The sequence below is a fragment of the Nocardia sp. NPDC049737 genome (genome assembly GCF_040674755.1).
GTDB lineage: Bacteria > Actinomycetota > Actinomycetes > Mycobacteriales > Mycobacteriaceae > Nocardia.
Map to the genome: position 1 here is coordinate 15,969 of NZ_JBFANH010000044.1, position 23,156 is coordinate 39,124.

Annotated in this window: 22 protein-coding genes; 10 read left to right on the top strand and 12 right to left on the bottom strand. The window is 66.7% G+C overall.

The window, feature by feature from the left end; genetic code table 11:
* Positions 1-56 precede the first annotated feature (56 nt).
* From AB0J47_RS37890 to AB0J47_RS37910, 5 genes are all read right to left on the bottom strand, one after another.
* Positions 57-581 carry a methylated-DNA--[protein]-cysteine S-methyltransferase gene (locus AB0J47_RS37890; protein WP_364357973.1) on the bottom strand — a complete coding sequence of 175 codons (525 nt, stop codon included), beginning with the start codon at positions 579-581 and terminating at the stop codon, positions 57-59.
* Entirely contained in the window at positions 578-2,185 is a 1,608-nt protein-coding gene (locus AB0J47_RS37895) for an Ada metal-binding domain-containing protein (RefSeq protein WP_364358070.1), read from the bottom strand. Before AB0J47_RS37895 ends, AB0J47_RS37890 begins: the two co-directional genes overlap by 4 nt.
* Positions 2,186-2,283: 98 nt before the next feature.
* On the bottom strand, positions 2,284-5,550 hold the full coding sequence (locus AB0J47_RS37900; RefSeq protein ID WP_364357976.1) for an AAA family ATPase: 3,267 nt from the start codon (positions 5,548-5,550) through the stop codon (positions 2,284-2,286).
* Positions 5,547-5,726, bottom strand: a complete 180-nt coding sequence (locus tag AB0J47_RS37905; protein WP_364357979.1) for a hypothetical protein — start codon at positions 5,724-5,726, stop codon at positions 5,547-5,549. The genes AB0J47_RS37900 and AB0J47_RS37905 overlap by 4 nt, the downstream gene beginning before the upstream one ends.
* Positions 5,727-5,800: 74 nt before the next feature.
* The gene (locus AB0J47_RS37910) at positions 5,801-6,982 is read right to left on the bottom strand and encodes an exonuclease SbcCD subunit D (protein ID WP_364357982.1); all 1,182 of its coding nucleotides are present in this window, start codon (positions 6,980-6,982) and stop codon (positions 5,801-5,803) included.
* 426 nt (positions 6,983-7,408) lie between these two features.
* Here AB0J47_RS37910 and AB0J47_RS37915 point away from each other — a divergent pair, with 426 nt between their 5' ends.
* Positions 7,409-8,566, top strand: a complete 1,158-nt coding sequence (locus AB0J47_RS37915; protein ID WP_364357985.1) for a DNA recombination protein RmuC — start codon at positions 7,409-7,411, stop codon at positions 8,564-8,566.
* A 56-nt stretch (positions 8,567-8,622) separates the two neighbouring features.
* Entirely contained in the window at positions 8,623-9,600 is a 978-nt protein-coding gene (locus AB0J47_RS37920) for a DUF6542 domain-containing protein (RefSeq protein ID WP_364357988.1), read from the top strand.
* A gap of 313 nt (positions 9,601-9,913) precedes the next feature.
* On the opposite strand, the gene AB0J47_RS37925 is transcribed toward AB0J47_RS37920, so the two are convergent.
* Entirely contained in the window at positions 9,914-10,924 is a 1,011-nt protein-coding gene (locus AB0J47_RS37925) for a 4-hydroxy-3-methylbut-2-enyl diphosphate reductase (RefSeq protein WP_364357991.1), read from the bottom strand.
* A 157-nt stretch (positions 10,925-11,081) separates the two neighbouring features.
* Between AB0J47_RS37925 and AB0J47_RS37930 the strand changes: the two genes are divergently transcribed.
* From AB0J47_RS37930 to AB0J47_RS37945, 4 genes are read left to right on the top strand one after another with little or no spacing between them, the layout of a single operon-like run.
* Positions 11,082-11,732: a lipid droplet-associated protein gene (locus tag AB0J47_RS37930; protein ID WP_364357994.1), complete on the top strand. Its 651-nt coding sequence runs from the start codon at positions 11,082-11,084 to the stop codon at positions 11,730-11,732.
* Positions 11,729-13,099, top strand: a complete 1,371-nt coding sequence (xseA, locus tag AB0J47_RS37935) for an exodeoxyribonuclease VII large subunit (protein ID WP_364357998.1) — start codon at positions 11,729-11,731, stop codon at positions 13,097-13,099. The genes AB0J47_RS37930 and xseA overlap by 4 nt, the downstream gene beginning before the upstream one ends.
* A 2-nt stretch (positions 13,100-13,101) precedes the next feature.
* Positions 13,102-13,344 carry an exodeoxyribonuclease VII small subunit gene (locus AB0J47_RS37940; RefSeq protein WP_364358001.1) on the top strand — a complete coding sequence of 81 codons (243 nt, stop codon included), beginning with the start codon at positions 13,102-13,104 and terminating at the stop codon, positions 13,342-13,344.
* Entirely contained in the window at positions 13,341-13,685 is a 345-nt protein-coding gene (locus AB0J47_RS37945; RefSeq protein WP_364358004.1) for a VOC family protein, read from the top strand. The genes AB0J47_RS37940 and AB0J47_RS37945 overlap by 4 nt, the downstream gene beginning before the upstream one ends.
* A 121-nt stretch (positions 13,686-13,806) precedes the next feature.
* Here the strand turns inward: AB0J47_RS37945 and AB0J47_RS37950 are convergent, their stop codons facing one another.
* Positions 13,807-14,373: a DUF4245 domain-containing protein gene (locus AB0J47_RS37950; protein ID WP_364358007.1), complete on the bottom strand. Its 567-nt coding sequence runs from the start codon at positions 14,371-14,373 to the stop codon at positions 13,807-13,809.
* A gap of 169 nt (positions 14,374-14,542) precedes the next feature.
* Here AB0J47_RS37950 and glpX point away from each other — a divergent pair, with 169 nt between their 5' ends.
* The 3 genes from glpX to AB0J47_RS37965 all read left to right on the top strand — a co-directional run bounded on the left by glpX (position 14,543) and on the right by AB0J47_RS37965 (position 17,789).
* Positions 14,543-15,586: a class II fructose-bisphosphatase gene (gene glpX, locus AB0J47_RS37955; RefSeq protein ID WP_364358010.1), complete on the top strand. Its 1,044-nt coding sequence runs from the start codon at positions 14,543-14,545 to the stop codon at positions 15,584-15,586.
* Between the two features lie 120 nt (positions 15,587-15,706).
* Positions 15,707-16,270, top strand: coding sequence for a YbhB/YbcL family Raf kinase inhibitor-like protein (locus AB0J47_RS37960; RefSeq protein WP_364358013.1), 564 nt, complete (start codon positions 15,707-15,709; stop codon positions 16,268-16,270).
* A 112-nt stretch (positions 16,271-16,382) separates the two neighbouring features.
* Positions 16,383-17,789, top strand: coding sequence for a class II fumarate hydratase (locus AB0J47_RS37965; RefSeq protein ID WP_364358016.1), 1,407 nt, complete (start codon positions 16,383-16,385; stop codon positions 17,787-17,789).
* Between the two features lie 211 nt (positions 17,790-18,000).
* Here the strand turns inward: AB0J47_RS37965 and AB0J47_RS37970 are convergent, their stop codons facing one another.
* From AB0J47_RS37970 to AB0J47_RS37980, 3 genes are all read right to left on the bottom strand, one after another.
* The gene (locus tag AB0J47_RS37970) at positions 18,001-18,870 is read right to left on the bottom strand and encodes an acyl-ACP desaturase (protein WP_364358019.1); all 870 of its coding nucleotides are present in this window, start codon (positions 18,868-18,870) and stop codon (positions 18,001-18,003) included.
* A gap of 149 nt (positions 18,871-19,019) precedes the next feature.
* A complete protein-coding gene (locus AB0J47_RS37975) occupies positions 19,020-19,556 on the bottom strand; it encodes an esterase (RefSeq protein WP_364358022.1) in 537 nt (178 codons plus the stop codon).
* Positions 19,557-19,750: 194 nt separating this feature from the next.
* Complete coding sequence (locus AB0J47_RS37980) at positions 19,751-21,145, bottom strand: PhoH family protein (protein ID WP_364358025.1); 1,395 nt, start codon at positions 21,143-21,145, stop codon at positions 19,751-19,753.
* Between the two features lie 281 nt (positions 21,146-21,426).
* Here AB0J47_RS37980 and AB0J47_RS37985 point away from each other — a divergent pair, with 281 nt between their 5' ends.
* Positions 21,427-21,699 carry a hypothetical protein gene (locus tag AB0J47_RS37985; protein ID WP_364358028.1) on the top strand — a complete coding sequence of 91 codons (273 nt, stop codon included), beginning with the start codon at positions 21,427-21,429 and terminating at the stop codon, positions 21,697-21,699.
* Between the two features lie 112 nt (positions 21,700-21,811).
* On the opposite strand, the gene AB0J47_RS37990 is transcribed toward AB0J47_RS37985, so the two are convergent.
* Both AB0J47_RS37990 and AB0J47_RS37995 read right to left on the bottom strand, forming a co-directional pair.
* A complete protein-coding gene (locus AB0J47_RS37990) occupies positions 21,812-22,231 on the bottom strand; it encodes a limonene-1,2-epoxide hydrolase family protein (RefSeq protein ID WP_364358031.1) in 420 nt (139 codons plus the stop codon).
* 89 nt (positions 22,232-22,320) lie between these two features.
* Positions 22,321-23,067, bottom strand: a complete 747-nt coding sequence (locus AB0J47_RS37995) for a TetR/AcrR family transcriptional regulator (protein WP_364358034.1) — start codon at positions 23,065-23,067, stop codon at positions 22,321-22,323.
* Positions 23,068-23,156: the final 89 nt, after the last annotated feature.

Below are 23,156 nucleotides of genomic sequence, written 5' to 3' on the forward strand. Positions count from 1 at the left end.
AACCGGCTCCCAGCGCAAGATGATTCGAGGCGCACCTCGGTGTAGAACGTGTCGGTCTACGCCATGCGCAACTGGACGTCGGACGTGCCGCCTTCGTGGTCCAACAGCCAGCGTTTCACCGGCAGCCCCCAGCGGAAGCCACCGAGCGCGCCGCCGATGCGCAGCACTCGGTGGCAGGGCACGAACAATGCCGCGGCATTGCGGGCGCAGGCATTGGCCGCGGCGCGGGTGGCGTCGGGACGGCCGGAGATGGCGGCGTATTCGGTGTAGGTGACCGGATCGCCCGCCGGGATCTTGCGCAGCACTTCCCATGCGTGCACCAGGAATTCACCGGATTGCTGGCGCACCTCGATCGCGTCGATCGCGGCCAGTTCGCCGCGGTGGTAGGCGGTGATCGCGCGGGTCACCTCGCCGAGGTCAGCACGCCTGCGAAGCTCGCTGGGCCGCAGACTCGGGTGGATCAACTGCCGCAAGTTCTCGGCGTCGGCGGTCCAGCCGGAGGCGAGTACGGCACCATCGACGTCGACCAGTGCGGTGAACGGCCCGATCGGGGTGTCGGATGTCGCGAAATCGGTTGTCACGATCGGGTCTTCACTTTCGTCGGGGATGCTTTCGGTGGTACTGCCTTGCGACCGGCGAGCGCGGCCTTCCACAGGTGCATGGATAGATATGAACGCCACGGCGCCCAGCGCGCGGTATCGGTGAGATCGACGCCGAGGAGGGTAGCGCCCTGGCGGACAACGAGATCGGTGTCGAGCAGGACGTCGGGATCGGCCAGCAGTCGCATGGTCACGTAATCGGCGGTCCACGGTCCGACACCCTCCAGAGCAAACAGGTCGCGGCGGAGGTCGGTGGCGGGGCGGCCCTGGTGCAGCACCAGATCGCCGGAGGCGAGAGCCGAGGCCACGCCGATAATCGAGCGAGTCCGCCGCGCCGGACCCGTCAATACCTCGGCTCCGCGGTCGGCGATCGAGGCCGGAGTCGGGAACAAGCGCGCGACCGGTCCGTCGACCGGTTCGCCGAGCGCCTCGACCAGACGAGCAGTGTGCGTCGCGGCGGCGGACACCGAAATCTGCTGACCGATCATGGTGCGCAGCAATAACTCCGGACCATCTAGGGAGCCGGGCACCCGGATGCCGGGAGTGAACGGTGGGCGGGCTCGGCTACGGCGAGCGGCCACACCGACATTGAAGGGATGGTCGGCCGGTGCCGCACCGACGTCCGGGAGATCTCGCCCGGATGTCTCGATAACGTCGGTGTCGGCGGGCACCACGCCGAGCGCCTCATCGATTCCTACCGGGTCCGCATCCAGGTCCAGCAGATGCCGCAAGCGTGCGACGGTCGGTGCGAGATCGCGCATATCGTGCAGCGACAGTTCGGCGCGCACGTGGTCACGCTGGAAACTCAGCCGCGTCGTCGCATATCCGTGTGGGGTGCGCAGGCTCCTGGTGTATGCGCGGTCCTCCCATAGCTCCATGCCCGCCACGACGTGTGAGGAGAGGAACCATTCGAGCCAGCCGCGGTCCAGCGGCTCGCGGAAAGGCAGCCGCAGCGTCAGCGAGCCGTTGGAGGCGGGCACCAAGTGGCTGTGGGAGCGCGTCACCCGCTGCGCCTCGGTGCGCATGGTCGTCGGACTGACCGCGAATACCTCGCGGACGGTGTCGTTGAACTGGCGAATACTGGCGAATCCGGCCGCGAAGGCGATATCGGACATCGGCATATTCGTGGTCTGGATCAGCAGCCGCGCGGTGTGCGCCCGATGCGCCCTGGCCAGCGCCAATGGACCGGCCCCCAGTTCGGTGGTCAGCACCCGAGTGAGCTGGCGCTGCGAATAGCCCAGCGTGGCGGCCAGTGCGGGCACGCCGCCGCGCTCGATGACGCCGTCGCCGATGAGTCGCATCGCCCGCGCGGCCAGATCTGCGCGGGTATTCCACAGCGGCGATCCGGGTGCGGCATCGGGCAGGCAGCGGCGGCAGGCCCGGTATCCGGCCTGCTGCGCGGCGGCGGCCGTCGGCAGGAACGTCACGTTGGTCGGTTTCGGCGTAATCGCCGGACATGAAGGGCGGCAATAGATTCCGGTAGTTCGCACGGCGGTGAAGAACTGGCCGTCGAATCGGGAGTCCCGGGTCGACACCGCCCGATAGCAGCGTTCGAAATCCAAAGCCGTGATCGTCACCCAATCCACAATTGCAGCAACCCGCACCGAACGCTAGCGGAAATCCGCCATTACCGCCACGGCGGGCTTGGACGAGCCAGCAGCCGCGGGGACCCGTAAACGTTTACTCAGGCGACGGTGGTGCGGAGTTGGGAACCCGCTCGCCCGCGTATGACGTGCAGGCGGCTCGGAATTCGCTGGCGCATCTCGTCGACGTGGCTGACCACGCCGACCACGCGCCCGCCCGCACGGAGTTCGTCCAGAACTCCCATGACCGCGTCGAGGGTGTCGGCATCGAGTCCGCCGAAACCCTCGTCGATGAAGATGGTGTCGAGCACCATGCCGCCGGATTCGGCTGCCACGGTATCGGCGAGGCCGAGAGCCAATGACAGCGCGGCCATGAATGATTCGCCGCCGGAAAGGGTCTTGGCGGGGCGGACGGCGCCGGTGTAGTCGTCGCGGATATCGAGGCCGAGGCCACCGCGACGGCCACGCGGGCCTGCCTTGTCGGAGTGCACGAATTCGTAGCGACCGCCCGACATTCGGCGCAGGCGAACCGAACCCGCCAATGCCACCTCTTCCAGCCGGGCGGCAAGTACATAGGAACGCAACGACATTCGGCGATTGTTCGCGCCTCGGCCCGCAACAACCTCGGCGAGCGTGGCAAGTTCCTCATGGGCGCGCTGCACCGGGGCGATCCGATCGACCGCGGCCCACAGCTGACCGCCCAAATCCTCCAGCAGGTTCACCCGTCGAGCGGTCTCCGCATGCGCGGCGACCGCGGCATTCAGCTGGGTCTGCGCGGCGGCCACGGCAGACTCCAACTCCTCGAGATCGCCGGGTTCGGTTGACGCCGCGGCCTGGATCTCCGGCTCGGCCAGGACTGCCTCGGCATGCGCACGAGCCCGATCGGCGGCGACCAGCTCCGCTTCGATCTGACTCTGCCGCTGGGCAGTTCGCGAGGCCGCGGTGACCACTCGCGCGTATGCCTTCAACAAGGCCACGTCATCGCGTGGCCGGGCGTCGGCTTCGACGACCGCCGAACCGGCGGCTTCCCGATGGTCGACACTCGCCTCGGCCGAATCGGCGACCGCACCAGCACCATCGGCGTCGATGACCGCATCACCACTGCCTGCGCCCTCAGGAGCGGTGCGCGGCGACGCATCCGGACCAGCCGCCTGACCGGGCGTCGCACCGCTCGCGACGGACTCCGCTGCCTGCTCGATAATGAAACCGGCTGCCAGAGCGAGGCTTTCAACTCGGTCAGCGATCATGGTGACCTGCTCGATTGCGGCCGACTCGTCGTTGCGGGCGTCGCGGAGGGCGGTAGCGTCGCCGATCAGGGTGTCGAGGCGGGTGCGGCGGCGGTCGATGGTTTCGTCGGCGCCTGCGGCAGTGCGCAGGCGGTCGGTGAGTTCGGTGAGGCGCGCGGTGGCGGCGGCGATGCGGGTGGTGACGATGCCGCGGCGGGTATCGGATTCGCGGAGTTCGTCGTGCAGGCGCGATTCGTCGGTGCGCAGGCGGGTCAGTTCGGCCGTGAGGCTGTCGGAGAGGGCGGCGAGTTCGGACACGTCTTCGTAGCGATCAGTGGCGGCGCGCAGGGCGGCGGCCAATTCGACGCGGTCGGCATCGCCACCGCGGGCGATGAGCGCGTCGATTTCGCGTTCCAGATCGGTGATTCGGGCCAGCACTCGGTCGCGTGCGTCCTCGGCCGCGCGCTCCGCGGCGGCCGCCGCGTCTTCGGCGTCCTTGGATACCGCGCTGGCCGCAGCGCGAGCCGGTGCGGGATGGTCGGCGGAGCCGCAGACCGTGCACGGCTCCCCGTCGGTCAACTGACCGGCGAGTTCGGCAGCCATCCCGGCCAGCCTGCGTTCGCGCAAGTCGAGTACGCGTTCCTTGGCGTCGAGGTGTGCGGCGCGGGTCGACTCCAATTCGATCCGTGCGTGGTCGAGAGTTGTTCTGCGACCGGCGAGTTCGACCGCCGCCAGTGCCGCGGTCTGCAGGCTTTCGCATTCGGCGGTCAGGGTGGGCAGTTTGGCTGCGGCCTCGGTGGTTTCGCGCAGCCGGGCCTCGATTGTGGCGATCGATTCGGGCAGCTGCTGACGTATCCGGGTCAGTTTGTCCACGCGGCCGGTGAGAGCGGTGTCCTCGTCGCGCAGCGTGGCCAGTTCGGAAGTAAGCCGGGTCGCGGTGGTCGCATCGGCGCTAACCTCGTCGAGCGCGCCCATCTGGGCGCTCCACCGTCGAATCGCCGCATCGACATCCGTGTCCGCGACGACAATCGGCGTACCGTCCGGGCCGGACTGGACCGTGATCAGCTCATTGCCGGCGACGTCCGAGCCAGCAGGATCGGCGAGCAGTAGGGCCAATCGTGCTGCGATGCGATGGGTTTCGTCCGATTTGCGCCTGGCGTGCATTACCGCGGCGCGCGCCTCAGCGATGGCCTCGGCGACCGGTGCGGCACGGCGGGCCGATTCGAGTTCGGCCTGCAGGTCAGCGCGGTGGCCGGCGGCGGCCGCGTATTCGTCGAGCCGCTCGCGGGCCGCGATCATGCGGCGACGCAGTTCGTGCAAGCGGCGTTGCTCCTCGGCACGAGACCTGATGCGCGCCGATTCCTGTTGGCACCGTTCGGCTTCCGCCGCAGTCATGGTGAGCGCAGCACGCGCGGTCGCGAGCAGATCTTGCGACCAGCCGACCGCTTCCAATGGCCCGACGGATTCGGCCGCCGTCTCCCCCGCTGCCACCGCGACCTGTGCGATCAACCGATCGATGCCCTGCTTGCGCGACTCCACGTCAGCTGCCGAGGCGCGACGTTTGTCGGCCAACCACTGTTCGGCACTACCGAAACGCTCTGTTTCGAAAAGCTTTTCGAGCAGCTTCTCGCGCTCCTCGTTCTCCGCACGCAGAAATCGCGCGAAATCACCCTGGGGCAGCAGCACGACTTGGAAGAACTGGTCCGCGCTCATGCCGAGCAGCCGGATGATTTCGTCGCCGATATCGGTCAGGCGAGCGAGGTTCGCGCCGCGCCCGTCCAACCATTCCAGCGTCGCGGCGGCATTCTCCTTGACCCAACCGCTTTTGGCTCGCTTGCTCGGCCGCTGGAATTCCGGCGTGCGCGTCAACCGCACTCGTCGGCCACCCAGCGTTGCCTCCAGCACGACCCGGGGCGGCGTCTGCTCGTCGGCATGATCGGAATGCAGCCGCTTACTCTCGCCGCGCGCGCCCGGCACGCTGCCGTACAACGCGAAGGCGATAGCATCCAGCACCGTCGTCTTTCCGGCCCCGGTCTGCCCGTGCAGCAGGAACAGCCCATCCGCTCCGAGCGTGTCGAAGTCGACAACCGTAGTTTCGGCGAACGGGCCGAATGCGGTCATCTCCAGCCGATGCAGCCTCATTCAGCGCCCCCGTCGAACGCGGTCGACGTCGCGGGCAGCACCAGTAAACGTCCTGGGTCGGCCTCGTCCTCGTGGAACCCATTCAGCGCGCGGACGCCTCGCGCAAGCCCGCTGCCGGAACCTACGCCCGAGGCAAAGCTGTTGCGATAACCAATGCCGCGAAGGGTTTTCGGCATGCGCGCCAGGGCTTCGCCGTAGCGATGTCCACTGGTGACCGGTCTGAGCGGGCCACACGTCAACCGAGGGCCGCTCACGCGGAGAGTTCCCCGGCCAGCGTGTCCAGTACCGCCACCGCCCGGTCCGGTTCGGCGACCGCCGCGGCGAGCGCACGTTCCAGCCAGGCCATTTCACCCGGTGTGGGTTCCCCGCGGACGTCAGTGAGGAAGCTCTGCGCTACTTCGGTATCGCGGCGGCCGTGCACGCGCTCACGGTAGCGCAATTCCGGGTTGCCCTCCGGGCGCGACCATTCCACGTGCACCGCATGCGGGAAGCGCTCGCGCAGTTTGCGCATCGCGTCGACGGGACGGGCGTAGTCGGTGAGCGTCGCCGAGACGTAGTGCTCCTCAGCGTCGGAATAGGCTGCATCACCGAGTAATTCGTCGAGGGTACCCGTGAGACGACTCAAACCCCGCACGAGCGGAAGATCGCGGCGCTGCACCGAATACAGGCCGGAAGCGTTCAGATCGACGAGCCATACCGCCTTCCGGTGCGAGGTCTCGGCGAACGAATAGGGCAGCGGGGAACCGGAATAGCGCACCGATTCCGAGAGCGTCTGCGGCGAATGCAGATGCCCGAGCGCCACATAGTCGATGCCGTCGAATGCCGACAGCGGCACCGTCTCCACGCCGCCGACCGAAATCGAACGCTCGGATCCGGTCGCCTCGCCACCGACAACGAAGGCGTGGGCCAGCACCACGGTGCGGGTGCCGGGACGCTCGGCGATATCGGCGCGGATCCGGCTCATCACCGCGTCCAGAATCTCCGCGTGCGAACGTGCTTGCGGTACACCGAGTTCGGCGCGGGTGATCTCCGGCTCCAGATACGGGATGCCGTAAAAGGCGATCGCACCGTGCTCGTCGGACAACAGCACCGGCTGATCGGCGGCGGCGACGGTAGTCCGCAGATGCAGCCCACCCGCCGCAGCGAAACTCGCACCCGCACCGAGACGTGTCGGCGAATCGTGATTGCCGGAGGTCGCGACGATCTGTGCCCCCGCCGCGCGGATGGCTTCGAATCCCTGGATACACACTGCGATCGCGTCGGCGCTCGGAATCGATCGGTCGTACACGTCCCCCGGCAGTACCACGACGTCAACGGATTCCGCCGACACCAATTCGGCAATGGCCGCGAGCCCGGCGGCCTGATCGACGAGCAGATCGACCCCATGGAATGTGCGCCCGATGTGCCAGTCCGAGGTGTGCAGCATCCGCATGTCGCGAAACCGTAGGCGATCGCACCGACAGAGTTCAATAATTCTGCCGCGCGGGCGCGGCGTGTTCGCGGCCCCTGGTGTCTCGCGTCCGACCCTTTCGAGCGACCTGCAAGCAGTCGCTAGCGAAGGCCGTCGAGACTCGCGACTGCGTCGCATGCGCTTCGACGACTCGGCTCTGTTGAATGGCCGCGCCTTCGGCGCGGACGCGAGACGGGCCGCGAACTCCTCGCTCGTAAGACTCGCTCCGTCGTGGTCAACTGAGCAGGAACCCGACCTCGCAATAGAGCACGCAATCGGTGTTGCTGCGTTCCGTCGATGACCGACCGATCAGTTCGAAACCGCGGCTCGTGGCCTTTCGTCGATGCGCTGCTGCCCGATTGCTCACGGGTTTCGAACTTGTCGGAGTCATGCGGCACTATCGGCACTATGACCGCACCGATGCTCGTCGCACTGATGCTGGTGTTCGCCGCGGGGGTAGGGCTGGGCTGGCTCGGACATGCCGCGCGCGCCGGGCAGCGCGCGACGGCCGCGGAGGCGAGACTGGCCGCCACCACCGATAACGAGCGGCTACTGCGGCAATCGCTCACCGCGGCGAATGAGGATGCGGCACGCCGACATTCGCATGCCATCGGCGCGATGGTAGATCCGCTGCGCGAGGCCGTCGGCGCGCTGAACCAGCACATTCAGCAGGTCGAACATCATCGAATCAATGCCTATTCGAGTCTGCGTGAACAGGTCGCGGGGATGCAGCGCACGTCACATCAACTCACAAGCCAGACCGGTCAGCTGGTGGCCGCGCTGCGCGCGCCGCAGGTGCGTGGGCGCTGGGGTGAGATTCAGTTGGAGCGGGTGGTGGAGCTGGCGGGCATGACCAGGCACTGCGATTTCGACACCCAGGTGAGCCGGGCCGCGCGCAGCGACGGCGCGACCGAACGCACCGGCATGGTGCGGCCGGACCTCGTGGTCAATCTCGCGGGCGGCAGGCAGATCGTGGTGGACGCCAAGGTACCGTTCACCGCCTATCTCGACGCCACCATGACCGACGACCCGGACGAGCGCGCCGAACTACTCGGCCGCCATGCCAAACATCTGCGTGCCCATATCGATCAGCTGGCGGATAAGGCCTATTGGCTGGCCTTCGATCCCGCGCCGGAGTTCGTGGTGCTGTTCGTACCGGGCGATCCGTTCCTCGATGCCGCACTGACCACCGATTCCGGCTTGCTCGAGTACGCGTTCGGCCGCAACGTGATCCTCGCTACTCCGACGACTTTGATCGCGTTGCTGCGTACGGTCGCCTTCGGATGGCGGCAGGAGGCGCTGTCCCGCGATATGGCAACTGTTCAGCAATTGGGTCGCGAGCTCTACAACCGGCTCGGCATGACCGGACGACATCTGGACCGCCTCGGCGCGCAACTCGGTAAGGCCGTAGACGCTTTCAACTACACCGTCGCCTCGGTGGAGTCGCGGGTGATGGTCACCGCGCGCAAACTGCACGATCTTGAAATAGCCGAACAGGAGGTGCCCGCAATCCATCGGGTGGATTCATTGCCGCGGGCGGTCGGCTTCGCCGACGCCGACGATTAGCCCTGCGACGGCCGTGCCGTAACGCCACCGAGCGCGGCGGCGGTTAGTGTCATGGTGTGGCTGCTTCCCAACGTGTCCGAACCCGGGTGCCCGCGCCGCATCGTTCGATCCTGCCCTCGGTGCCGGGTATTCCGGCCGGGGCGGCGGTTCTGATCGCGGTGGCGTGCGCGTTTTTGGGGTTCCTGATCGATGCCCACGGCGAGAATAACGAGCTGACCGGGACGTTCAACACGTTGTACGTCCTGGGCTGCGTCGCGGCTGTGCTCGCCGTTCGCTATCGCGGACTCTTCACGACGATGGTGCTGCCACCGCTGTTGCTGTTCGTCGCGGTGCCGCTGGCTTATCAGCAGCTGATCGGTCATGCCTCGACCGGCCTCAAGGACATCCTGCTGAATCTGGCGATCCCGCTGGTCAATCGCTTCCCGATCATGGCGCTGGCCACTGTGCTGGTGCTGGCCATCGCCGGTGGGCGGATCCTGCTACACAGGCGCGAGGAAGCCACGGGACGCGCCGACGAATCCCGTCGCGGCACCAGCTGGGGCCGCAGCAATGCTGCCAAACGCCCCAGGTCGGAGCGCGCCGACGGCGGTTCGCTCGCCAATGCCGCGCGCCGCCGCACCCGCCGTTCCCAGGTCGACACCTCCGACCTCGATACCGATCTGCATCTGCCGCGCCCGAGCCGGCGCGGGAGTTCGGAAGTAGCAGACACCCCACCGCGCGTCGGCAGCGCCGCAAAGAGCGCCCGGGGTGACGAGCGCCCGAGCCGCGAGCGCCGTTCGAGCACCCGCGCCGCGGCGAGCCGGGGCGCGGTCGAATCGCCCCGAGACGCACGACCGGCGGCAACCGCTCGGGGCGAAGGCGACACGACACGAGCCGCACGAGCAGCGGCAGCCCCTCGGGCCGAGGCCGATGCGAGCCGCGCCGCGCCGACAAGACGGCGCGGCGAGGTGCCGCCGCCCCATCCCCAGCCCAATGTGCGCTATCGCGAACGCGATTCGAGCCGGACCGAGCGACGGCGGCCGGAAAGCCTCTAACCGGAGGGTTTCTCATCCGCAGCTGCCTCCATGAGGCGTCGGATCTCGGCCCGAAACGATGGCTCACGACAGCCCGAATCCCGCTGGCACAGGCCGATAGTTCGAAGCGCACAGCCCCGGACAATGCGGATGCCAGTGCTGTGTGAAAGCCATTGGCACAGCTCAGCGGGACAAATCGCACGGCCCCAGTGCAGCACTGGATACGAACGTTGCGTGCAGGGTTGACAATCGTTGCAGCGCCCCGGTGATACAAGGGCACGCAGCTCTCGGGGCCAGCCCGAATGCCAGCACTATGTGGAATCGCTGGGACAGTTCAACGACGCGAAGTGCGCAATTCCCTGGGCAGTGCGAAGACAAGCGTCTCATTGGCCGTCGTGACCGGCTGCACATCCTCGAATCCATGCTCGGCGAGCAGATCCAGCACACCGCGCACCAGGATGTCGGGCACCGAAGCACCGGAGGTGACGCCGATCGTGCGCACCCCGTCCAGCCACGCCAGGTCCACCTCGCGGGCGAAGTCGACCAGGTAGGCAGCCTTGGCGCCCGCACCGAGTGCAACCTCGACCAGCCGCACCGAGTTGGACGAGTTACGCGAGCCGACCACGATCACCAGATCGCACTCGGGTGCCATCGCCTTCACCGCCACCTGGCGGTTCGAGGTGGCGTAGCAGATGTCATCGCTCGGCGGATCCTGCAGTGTCGGGAAACGCTGCCGCAGCCGCTGCACCGTCTCCATGGTCTCGTCGACGCTGAGCGTGGTCTGGGAGAGCCAGATCACCTTGGACTCGTCGCGCACGGTGACCCGGTCGACCGCATCCGGACCGTCGACGAGCTGCACGTGCTCGGGGGCCTCCCCGGCGGTGCCCTCGACCTCCTCGTGCCCCTCGTGACCGATCAGCAGAATGTCGTAGTCGTCGCGGGCGAAGCGCTTGGCCTCCTGATGCACCTTGGTCACCAGCGGGCAGGTCGCATCGATCGTGCGCAGATTGCGCGACGCCGCCGACTCGTGCACCGCGGGTGAGACACCGTGCGCGGAGAACACGACCAGCGCACCCTCGGGCACCTGGTCGGTCTCATCGACGAAGATCACACCCTGCTCACGCAGCGTATCCACCACGTGGCGGTTGTGCACGATCTCCTTGCGCACGTAGATCGGCGCGCCGTGCTTCTCGAGCGCCTTCTCCACCGTCTCGACCGCACGGTCAACACCCGCGCAGTAGCCGCGTGGTTCGGCTAGCAGCACGCGCTTACCACCATCGGCATCGACGGATCCGGAACCGGCCGAGCGGGCGATTCCGACGTTCAAAGGGATGGCCGAAGACATGCCCCTCAGCTTACGTGCGGCCGATGGATGGCGGGCCGCCCGGTCAGGTCGTTCTCGACACACTCATACCGCGCGAAATTGCGGCCTAATGGTGCAGAACAATGTGTCTGTGACACTAGTGCTTTGCAGAACATCCCGTATCGGGCAGGCTAGGAGCATGTTTCGACCACCGTTCCTGGCCCGGGTCGCCGCCGGCGCCGCCGCATACGCCATCGAAGAAACCCGTCGGCTACCAACTGCCGCAATGAATTTCCCGATCACCGCGATCAGCCAGATGCTGCAGACCACCATGCACGTCCAGCAGTTCGTGACCAGCCTCGCCCTCAAGGGCGACGGCGTATTCGACCGTCTCACGAACACCCCGGTCGAGCAGCCCGACTGGGCCACCTTCGACGAGGACAGCGAGCCGGAGTTCACCGCTCCCGCCCGCACCAGCCGTTTCGACCTTTACGCCGAGGACGAACCGACCGACTTCGCCGCCGATGCCGCCCGCGTCGGTGAGACCAATGGTCATGCCGCTCCGGTACAGACCATCGCCGTGCCGGAAACCGAGGTTTCCGAGGCGCCCGAACCCCAGCCGGAGCCCGAGGTTTCCGAGGCACCCGAGCCCGAGCCCGAGATCGTCGAGCCCGAGGTGGCCACCCGCTACGACTACGCCAATATGACCCTGGCCCAGCTGCGCGCACGCCTGCGCATGCTGACCGTCGAGGATCTGAACGCGCTGCTCGAGTACGAACAGCAGACGCGTGCCAGGGCGCCGTTCGTGACCATGCTGACGAACCGGATCGCCACCGTGCGGGCTCAATGAGTCCAGCATCGCGGAGCGATTCGACGGGGGTCGGTGGCCGGGAGGCGGGTGCGCCCGAACCAGCCGCGTCTTCGTCGACGGTTGGCCGGGAATCCGCCGGCCAACCCGACCGAGCGGCTCCCGCCAACTCCGCCGAACACCCGTGGCCGGTGCGTTCGGTCGCCATCAAGGTCGCACAGTGGATCGATCGGCTGGGCAGCATCTGGGTGGAGGGCCAGATCACCCAGATCAATCTGCGTCCCGGCACCAGCACCGCATTCCTGGTGTTGCGTGATACCGCCGCCGATATGTCGCTGTCGGTGACCTGTCATCCGGATCTCATCCGCCGCTCCGAGGTCCCGCTGCAAGAGGGCAGTCGGGTTGTGGCCTACGGCAAGCTGGCGTTCTTCACCGGTCGCGGCACGATTTCGTTGCGCGCCATGGAGATTCGCCCGGTCGGTATCGGGGAACTACTGGCCCGCATCGAACGGTTGAAGGCATTGCTCGCCGCGGAGGGACTCTTCGATCCCCGGCTGAAGCGGCCGATCCCGTTCCTGCCCAAGACAATCGGCCTGATCACCGGTCGAGCCAGCGCCGCCGAGCGCGATGTACTGACCGTTGCCCGAAACCGTTGGCCCGCAGTCCGTTTCGAGATCCGAAATACGGCGGTGCAGGGGGCGACCGCGGTGCCGCAGATGGTGCAGGCGCTGGCCGGACTCGATCGCGATCCGGCCGTCGAGGTCATCGTGCTGGCACGCGGTGGTGGCAGCGTTGAGGATCTGCTGCCGTTCTCCGATGAGACGCTGTGCCGCGCGATCGTCGCGGCGACCACACCGATCGTCAGCGCGATCGGGCACGAACCCGATAACCCGCTGTGCGATCTGGTCGCCGACCTGCGCGCTGCCACGCCCACCGACGCCGCCAAACGCATCGTCCCCGACGCGGCCGCCGAGCTGGCCGGAGTCCGCGATATGCGCGACCGCGCCGCCGCCGCACTGCGCGGCTGGGTAGACCGCGAGACCAGGGCATTGGCCCAGCTGCGTTCCCGGCCGGTACTGGCCGATCCGCTGCGCGAACTCGACCGCCGCTACGACGAGATCGAACGCCTGCGCACCGCCGCCCGCCGCACCGCCGAACATCTGATCAGCACCGAAACCACCGCAACCCGGCACCTGCGCGAGAAACTCACCGCGGTGGGCCCGGCCGCGACGCTGGCCCGTGGCTACGCTGTCGTGCAGCGCGTCAGCGGTAAGGAGCGGCATGTGGTCCGCTCGATCGAGGACGCACCCGCAGGTAGTCAGCTGCGGATCCGGGTCGCCGACGGTGCCATTACCGCCGCCGCGCTCGGTACCCGAGCATTGGGCAAGACCGATACAGGGAGGAACTGACCTTGGCCGATCCCGGCAAGGACGACGAACTGGCCGAGATCTCCACCTTCGGCTACGAGCGTGCCCGCGACGAACTGGTCAACGTCGTCAAAATGCTCGAACAGGGCGGCCTCGACCTGGACGAATCCCTCGCACTGTGGGAGCGCGGCGAAGCGCTGGCCACCCGCTGCGAGCAACATTTGGCAGGTGCGCGGCAGCGGGTCGAGAACGCGCTCTCGCGCACCGACCTCGAAGGCGACGAATGACCATCCGCCGCGCGACCCCAGATATCCGCACCGAGGACATGGCGGCCAGCCGCGAGTTCTACCGGCGGCTCGGCTTCGAAGAGGCCATGGACCTCGGCTGGGTGGTGACGATGGCATCCCCGACCAACCCGACCGCGCAGGTCCTGCTGGTCGGCCCGGAAGCCGAGCAGCCGCAACCGGATATGAGCGTCGAGGTCGAGGATGTCGACGCTGTATACGCGGACGTGGTCGCCGCGCGCGCCGAAATCGTCTATCCCCTCCGCGACGAACAGTGGGGTGTGCGCCGCTTTTTCGTCCGCGACCCCAGCGGCACCATCGTCAACGTAGTCAGCCACCGCTGAGCAGGCAGCACAGGCAGCCACTTCCTCTCGTGGCACAAATTCGCTCACGGTGGGACTCATGACCGCAATCCCCATGCGCGAACTCTCGCATCACACAGCTCGGTGCCTAGCGCCGCTCCGACTACCGCGCCAGCGGCTGGGCGGCGCCGATGGCGGCCGCCAGCGTGGTGAACCCGGCGTGATTGGCCGCGCCGGTGATCAGCACTCGGGACTGGCCGAAGTCGGCGATCCACGCCGTCTCGGAACCCTGCTCGGCGTAGACGACCCATTTCTGGTCGCCGACCTGCTCGGTACCGGTGCCGTAGCGGGAGCCGAGTACGAAGCGCGATAGCGCCTCCTCGGTCGCGCTGCTCTGGCTCATCCGCAGGTAGGTGCCCTGCGGTGTGATGAAACCAACAGTGCTGACCGGCCCGCCGCCGGTGCTGGTGATCGTGTCGCGGCTGCCGGAGTTCGGGGTCCAGTGTTCGGGCAGGCTCGGATTGCGGATCGGGAAGGACATCGTCTTCGCATCGTTAGCCAGCGCGGCCGTCACGTCGAAGTTCGGAATATGGCCCTGCGTCGGCCCCTTCGCCGCGAAGCTGCACTGGCTGGCGAGCCCGGCGAAGACCACGGCGATCAGCACCAACGGGATCAGTGACCAGAACAGATCCCGGTAGTCGTGCAGGATTCGCGGTTTTTGGTACGACACGCTCCCAGTATCCACATCCGTTCGGGTCCGCTCCCGTAGAGGTGGTCGGAGATCTGGAGCCGACCTTTTCGAGCGACCTGCAAGCAATCGCTACGGGTAGTACCTGATCGGGAACGGTCACGCTTCTGAGAGAATCAGCGGTAGCAACGACCGTAGGAGGCACACCGTAATGACGGCATCTTCGCCCGCACCCAGCCGCCGCGAGGCACCGGACCGCAACCTCGCGCTCGAACTGGTCCGGGTCACCGAGGCCGGTGCGATGGCCGCGGGCCGCTGGGTCGGCCGTGGTGATAAGGAAGGCGGCGACGGTGCGGCCGTCGACGCCATGCGGCAGCTGGTCAGCTCCGTTTCCATGCGCGGCATCGTGGTCATCGGTGAGGGCGAGAAGGATGAAGCGCCCATGCTCTACAACGGTGAGCTGGTCGGCGACGGCACCGGTCCCGAAGTCGACTTCGCAGTCGACCCGATCGACGGCACCACCCTGATGTCGAAGGGTTCGCCGGGCGCCATCGCGGTGCTCGCGGTCGCCGAGCGCGGCGCGATGTTCGACCCGTCCGCGGTTTTCTATATGCACAAGATCGCGGTCGGTCCCGATGCGGCGGGCGTGATCGATATCTCCGCCCCGATCGGCGAGAACATCAGCCGGGTGGCCAAGGCCAAGAGCCTGTCGAAGTCCGATCTCACCGTCTGCATCCTGGACCGCCCGCGCCATGCGGAACTGATCCAGGAGGTCCGCGACGCGGGCGCCCGCATCCGCTTGATCTCCGACGGTGACGTCGCCGGTGCCATCGCCTGCGCTCGCCCCGACTCCGGCACCGACATCCTGGTCGGCATCGGCGGCACCCCCGAGGGCATCATCGCCGCCGCGGCCATGCGCTGTATGGGTGGCGAGCTCCAGGGCATGCTCGCCCCGAAGGACGACGAGGAGCGGCAGAAGGCGATCGACGCCGGCCACGACCTCGGCCGCATCCTCACCACCAATGACCTGGTCGCGGGCGACAATGTCTTCTTCTGCGCCACCGGCGTCACCGACGGCGACCTACTACGCGGCGTCCGCTACTTCCCCGGCGGCGCCTCCACCGAGTCCATTGTCATGCGCTCCAAGTCCGGCACCGTCCGCATGATCGACGCCTACCACCGGCTCACCAAGCTCCGCGAATACTCCTCGGTCGATTTCGTCGGCGACGAAGATGCGGTGCCGCCGATGCCCTGATCTTCTCGAATGTGTCGAGCCCGGTCCGATTCGGATCGGGCTCGACACATTTTCCGCGCTGTGCGCGATCCGCGATGACATCGGTAAGCTCCGGAATCCCCTACAGACCAAGGAGTTCCGATGGCGATCCTCGGGAAACTGTTGAAGAATCGGCGCGCCGGAGACCATGGCCTCGCCTGGCATCTGCCGAACCTCGCGGCGGGGGCGACCTTCGAGGTCAACAGCCCGGATTTCACCCATGAGTCGCCACTGCCCGAGGTGCACGCGTCCAAGCGGATCGGCGGCCGAGACGTATCCCCCGCGCTGGCGTGGACCGCACCCGACGGTGCGGCCCAACTGCTGCTGGTCATCGAAGATCCGGACGCACCAACAGGATTGCCATTCGTGCATTGCGTAGCCCTGTTGGAACCGACGCTCGTTGAACTGCCCCGGGACGCGCTGCGCGCCGATGATCCCGCACCGGGCGTCAGTATCCTGCGCTCCGGCTTCGGCCGCGGCTACCAAGGTCCGGCCCCGATCAAAGGCCACGGACCACACCGCTACGCATTCCAACTCTTCGCCCTGACCGAGCTGATCACCACCGTTGGCGGCAAGCCCGCAGCGAAAGCGAAACCACGCGACGTCTTCTCCGCCGCAAAGGCAGTCGCCCGTGGCCGGATCGATGGATTCTACGAACGGCCGTGAAATATGTAGGTTCGCCCGGGGTGCGGGGATTGCGGTATTCCGGTGACTGGTGTGCGAATCGCCTCAGGCGTGGCAGCCCCATGGCGTGCGTCCGCGGCATAGGGTCGGGAATATGACGAGCGAGGAGACGCAGTACCGCATCGAACACGACACCATGGGGGAGGTTCGGGTTCCCGTGCACGCGTTGTGGCGGGCGCAGACCCAGCGGGCCGTGGAGAACTTTCCGATCAGCGGGCGCGGGTTGGAGCGGGCGCAGATCCGGGCGCTCGGGCTGCTCAAGGCCGCGTGCGCCAAGGTGAACAAGGATCTCGGGCTGCTCGATCCGGCCAAGGCGGATGCCATTATCGCCGCCGCGAATGAGATCGCCGACGGCCTGCACGACGACCAGTTCCCGATCGACGTCTTCCAGACCGGCTCGGGCACCAGCTCGAATATGAACGCCAACGAGGTGATCGCCTCGATCACGAAGGCCAACGGCGTGACCGTGCATCCGAACGACGACGTCAACATGTCGCAGTCATCGAACGACACCTTCCCCACCGCGACCCATCTCGCCGCCACCGAGGCCGCGATCAAGGATCTGATCCCGGCGCTGGACCACCTGCGGCTGGCGCTGCAGGACAAGTCGACCGAATGGCGCACCGTGGTGAAGTCCGGGCGCACCCATCTCATGGACGCTGTGCCGGTGACCCTCGGCCAGGAGTTCGGCGGCTACACCCGCCAGGTCGCGGCGGGTATCGAGCGCATGATGGCGGCGCTGCCCCGGCTCGGTGAGCTGCCCATCGGCGGCACCGCGGTCGGCACGGGCCTCAACGCGCCCGCGGGTTTCGGCGCGAAAGTCGTTGCCGAACTGGTGCTGTCGACCGATATCGACGCCCTGTCCGAGGCACAGGATCACTTCGAGGCGCAGGCCGCCCGCGACGGTCTGGTGGAAGCGTCCGGCGCACTGCGCACCATCGCGGTCAGCCTCACCAAGATCGCCAACGACATTCGCTGGATGGGTTCGGGGCCGCTGACCGGTCTCGGCGAACTCCGGCTGCCCGATCTGCAGCCCGGCAGTTCGATCATGCCCGGGAAGGTGAATCCGGTACTGCCCGAGGCGGTTACGCAGGTCGCCGCGCAGGTGATCGGCAATGACGCGGCGGTCGCGTTCTCCGGTGCGAGCGGCGCGTTCGAGTTGAACGTCTACATCCCGGTGATGGCGCGCAATCTGCTCGAATCGATTCGGCTGCTGGCCAATGTGTCTCGGCTGTTCGCCGACAAGTGCGTTCGCGGTCTGATCGCCAACGAGGATCATCTGCGCACCCTCGCCGAATCGTCGCCGTCGATCGTGACGCCGCTGAATTCGGCCATCGGATACGAAGAGGCGGCCGCGGTCGCGAAAGAGGCGCTGAAGGAGAAGAAGACCATCCGTCAGGCCGTGATCGATCGCGGTTTGCTCGACGAGAAGCTGACCCTCGAAGAACTCGATCGCCGCTTGGATGTGCTGTCGATGGCCAGGGTCGAAGACGCAAAGTAGTCGGAATCAGAAAACGCGGTCGAGCGTCACGTTGGACACTTCACGCCCGATCCAACGTGACGCGCATACGCGCAGGTACCGCGGCTGCCCGCGCTGGTCGTCACGGAACGATGCCGAGAGCCGCGAGAAAAGCGACGCGGTGCGCAAAGAAACCGGCCGACGCACAAAACTGTGCGCCGACCGACTCATTTTCTGGACGTGACCGCGAGAATCAGGCCAGCGATCCGGCCCGCAGATGCGCGAGTTCCGCGCGCGCCTTCTCACCGTCTTCACCGATATCGGTGCGGGTGAAGAACTGCCACCGCTCCAGCAGCGGGCCGAAAACCAATTCACCCTCCCTGGCACGGTCGTAGATGCCCGCTTCGGCGAGCACATCGTCGCTGCTGCGCCCATCGGACAGCGTCACCGACGGCACCTGGAAACGCGTCACGCTGTCGGCAATGGCGCGCATGGTCTGATCCGGTGCGACGCCGAACGCCGCGCTGACCAAGTTGGCGAAGAAGATCGACTGCAGCTCGTCGTCGGCCGCGATGCGCTCGGCGATGGCGGTGACCATCTTGTTCGCCCCGAGCGCCGCGGTGTTGCGATGCCGGATGGCGGCGGCCGCCTCTTCGAATGCACAGGTGGCGAGCACATCGAGCAGGTGCAGCGCGGGACGCCGGAAGCCCTTGGTCATGTGGTCCATCCGCAACCGCTCCAACTGCACCGGGTCGACCGACCGGGTGACCATGAGGTAGTTGCGGATCATGATCTCGTGCCGGTTCTCCTCGGCCGTCCACCGGCCGACCCAGCGCCACCACGACCCGGTGCGCAGGTACTTACCGACCTCACGGTGGTAGGAGGGCAGGTTGTCGGCGATGAGCACGCTGACCGTCAGCGCCAGCTTGGCGGTCTCGCTCAACTCGGATTGCTCCGGCTCCCAATCGATTCCGCCGAGGAAGCCGAAGTTTCGGCCGTCGTCCCACGGCACATAGTCGTGCGGCTGCCAGCCGTCGGCGGCGGAGATGTGGCGGCGCAGATTCAGCTCCACCTCATCGGCGAGGGACGCGAGCAGTTCGCGATCGGTCAAGAGAGTTTGCACTAGCACAACCTAGCGGCTGGGCCCCGCGATGCGGGGATCTACGAATAGGGAATCGGTACCGGCGTCCGAGCGTACAAGCACCAGCTCTTTCGAGCGAACCGCGAGCACTGACCAATAATGGCACGTGAGCGCCCGGACGCCGGCGCGGATCAGGACTTCGGTGTGACGGTCGTATTGCCGTCCACCCAGGTGATGGTGCCGCCGACGAAATCGCTCTCCTTGCCGCCGGGGATGTCCTTCTCGTCACTCGCCGGGTAGCCGATATTGCCGCCGGGTCCGCCGTTGTCCTCCCACGCCTTGCGGATCTCGCCCCATACGATGTGTGCGCCGTTGTCGTTGCTCCAGACGATCGCGCCGCCGGTGAAGTCCTGCCACTTGCCGTCGTTTGGAGCATCCTCCTGTGCCTTCAGCGGCGCGCCGAGCGGGCCGGTCGGACCGCCGGACTGCACATACTTGTCGAAGATGATGCCGGAGACGGTGATATCGCCGCCCTGGGTGGCGATCTTTGTCTCTTCCGCCGCACCGGACATATGCCCCTCGCCGTGCGCGGCCGCCGAGGTGGTCGTCATGGCCGCGGCGGAGTTGTTGTCCTTGTTGTCGTCTTTGCTGCAGCCGGTGGCCAGCAGCAGTGCCGCAGCCGCGGAGACCGCGGTGAATCCAGCCGTTCGTCGAGCGAAGTGGTGCATTTCCATCCTCTCGAAAGGTGGCTCTATCGATGCCACCGCGGAGGCGGTGACATCGCGCGTAGCCTAGGCCGATGTCCGGCAACGGCCCGGCGAATCCTTCCAAGACTCGCCGGGCCGCCGCTGAACAGGTATCACGCGGATATTACCCGTCCAATTGTGAGGAGAAACACACCCTGGATAGTTGCTGTTACCCGCTATGCACTCGGGCCGTACTCCTCCAACATCTCGGTCACCAGCGCCGCGATCGGCGACCGTTCGCTACGGGTCAGCGTGATGTGCGCGAAAAGCGGGTGCCCCTTGAGCTTTTCGATCACCGCGGCGACACCGTCGTGCCGACCGACCCGCAGATTGTCGCGCTGAGCCACATCATGGGTGAGCACGACGCGCGATCCAGTGCCCAGTCGGCTGAGCACCGTCAGCAGGACATTGCGCTCGAGCGACTGCGCCTCGTCCACGATCACGAACGAATCGTGTAGCGAGCGACCGCGAATGTGGGTGAGCGGCAAGACTTCCAACATGTCGCGGCTGAGCACCTCCTCCATCACCTCACGACTGGCCAACCCGTCGAGCGTGTCGAAGACGGCCTGCGCCCACGGGCCCATCTTCTCGCTCTCCGATCCGGGCAGATAGCCGAGATCCTGCCCACCGACCGCGTACAGCGGACGGAACACCACCACCTTGCGTTGTGTGCGACGCTCGAGTACCGCCTCCAAACCGGCCGTCAAGGCCAGCGCCGACTTGCCGGTACCGGCCCGCCCGCCGAGCGAGACGATGCCGACGCTCTCGTCCAACAGCAGATCCAGCGCGATGCGCTGTTCGGCCGAGCGGCCGTGCAGTCCGAAGGCCTCACGTTCACGCACCAACTGCACCCGCTTGTCCGGCGTGACCCGGCCCAGGGCGCTGGAGCTTGCGCCGAGCAACCGGATTCCGGTGTGGCACGGCAGTTCCCGCGCCTCGTCCAGATCGATCACAGTCTCGGCGTAGAGCTGATCGACCTGCGATTTGGAGACATCCACCTCCACCATTCCGGACCAGCCGGAGGTCACCACGTCCTGGGCGTGGTATTCGTCGGCGTGCAAACCCACCGCACTCGCCTTGACACGCAAGGGAATGTCCTTGGACACCAGCACCACTTGACGGCCCTCGGCCGCCAGGTTGAGCGCACAGGCCAGGATGCGGGAGTCATTGGTGTCGGTGCGGAATCCGACCGGAAGTACCGCGGGGTCGGTGTGGTTGAGTTCCACCTGCAGCGTTGCGCCCTCGGTGCCGATCGGCACCTGCTGATCCAGCCTGCCGTGCTGCAGGCGCAGATCGTCGAGGTTGCGCAGGGCTTCCCGCGCGAACCAGCCCAGTTCGTGATGGTGGCGCTTACCTTCGAGTTCGCTGATCACGACCAGCGGTAATACGACATCGTTTTCGCCGAACCTGGTGAAAGCCCAGGGGTCCGACAGTAGAACCGAGGTGTCGATAACGAAGGATTTCACACCGGAATTCTGGGAATGCGAGGGGCGGGCCCCCTTCGCGGCGGCTTCGCCTTTCGCGGAGCTGGAGTGCGCCGAGGGAGCGGGAACGGAGCGTGCAGCAGTCACGGTGGGCTCCTTTATGTTCGCGCGGCACCCGCACGAACGATCTCGCTGGACCGGTCCGTCCTGATGGGATCCGACTTGCGTCAGATGCCACGAGGGCCGGGTGCCGGCCCCCTCGTACTGAGTAGCTCAGTCACGGTTCAGGACCTCCCGAACGAGCCACAACGACGCGGCCCGCACCAACGACGCTACCGCCGACTGCCCGGTCTCCGCTCGGGCACTGGTAGGCATGTCCGTGAATTTGTCGTTAACCCCTGCTTCGTGTGCGAGATAGAGTCACAGGTATGGCCGGTAACGAGGAGTTGGAGAAGCTGTCGTCCAAGGAGCTGCACGACCGTGCGGTCCGGCTCGCGGCGCGGCGCGGCGACATCAAATATCTGTGGCGGCTACTGAAGTCGATTCCGGCCGCCGAAGCCGCCGCGGGTGATCTCGGCGAGAGCGAGGCCGACATCAAGTACGTGCTGCCGATGATCGACGACTACATCCACGCGGGCGACGGCAAGATCGCCGAGATCCTGCGCCCCTACTACCTCGACTACCTCACCAAACACACCTGACTCCGCACACCCGGTCCTCGGCGAAAGCGCCGACGGCAGTCGAATGGCGGCTGACGCGGCGGCCCGGAGCCACCATTCGACCACCGTCGGAAGCTGCCTCGAGTGTGCTGGATCAGCTGCGGGGCAACGCGGCGCGGACAAGTCCGACGGCGGTGCCGCGCAGGAAGTTCTCCCAGCTGAAGTGGTCATCCCACAGGATGATTCGGCCATCGCGCAGTTCGAAGGTGCCGCAGACCCAGAACGCGATCCGAAGCGGGCCCACGCGCAGGATGTCCGTGCGGTCGGTCAGCACGAAGTCGCCGTCGGCGGCGATGTGATGCATTTCAGCGGCGAAGCCGATGGTGTCGCGGTTCAGTCCGCGCAGTATCTTGCGCGTGAGGCCACCGCCGACCGTCGGCAGTGAGGTGTTCTTCCAGACGACATCGGGGTGCAGGAGGTCCAGCGCCTCGTCCACGGCACCGATCTCGAGTGCGGCGAAGAACTCCCGCACCGTGGTGATCGCGTCCTGTTTCAGTTCCAGTTCGTCGGTCATGCCCTGAGCGTAAGCGGTGGCCTCGCATTCGCTCGCCCAAGCGCAACAGACTAATGACGGACTTCGTCCGGCTGCGCCCGATTGTGCCGCTACGGTCGGCCACGCTCCGCGATGAGGACACCCAGACCATCGAGAATTCGGTCGATGCCGAAGCTCAACGCATCGCCCGGGCCGCCGGTCGTGGGTGATGCGCCAGTGGCAGCGGCCTCCTCGGCGAAAGCGGCCGCGACCAGGGGAAAACGGTCACCGGCGGCGACCATTATCTCGGCGAACTGGCCCGCGATCTGCTGCGCGGTCTCCTGCCGATCCGCGGTCGTCACCTGCTGCACGAGGCCGCGGACGTGCCCATTGAGCAGCACGATGGTGTCCAGCCGCTCCGGCCCGGTCAACCCGGTGCCGTCGAGTGCGGTCAGCGCGGCGTTCACCCAGCCCATTTCATTGGGGCCGATCGCGCGCACACCGATGGTCAGAGTGATCGACCAGGGGTGTGCACTGTAGCGCTCGAAGATCGTCTCGGCCCAGCGGCGCAGTCCGGCCCGCCACCGCTCCTCGCTAGAATTCTGTTGCGCCGCAACGACATCCGGCGGATCCCCCATCGCGGCATCCACCATCAGCGCGGTGAGCTGTTCCTTGCCGGGTACATACCGGTACAGCGACATCTTGGTGAAGCCGAGACGTTCGGCCAGACGCTGCATAGACAGGTTCGCCAGTCCTTCGGCATCGGCGAGAGCGATGGCCTCCGCGACGATCCCCTCCAGTGACAGCGCGGGCTTGGGTCCGCGCTTGGGCCGCTGCTGGGTCCCCCAGAGCAATTCGACGGTGGTCGGTGCAGGCATTTCCACATCCTTACGCATTGCGTGTTGACAAGTAACTGTGTCCACAATACTCTAATTCGTGTCCAGTGGATACAGATTCCATCGGACGC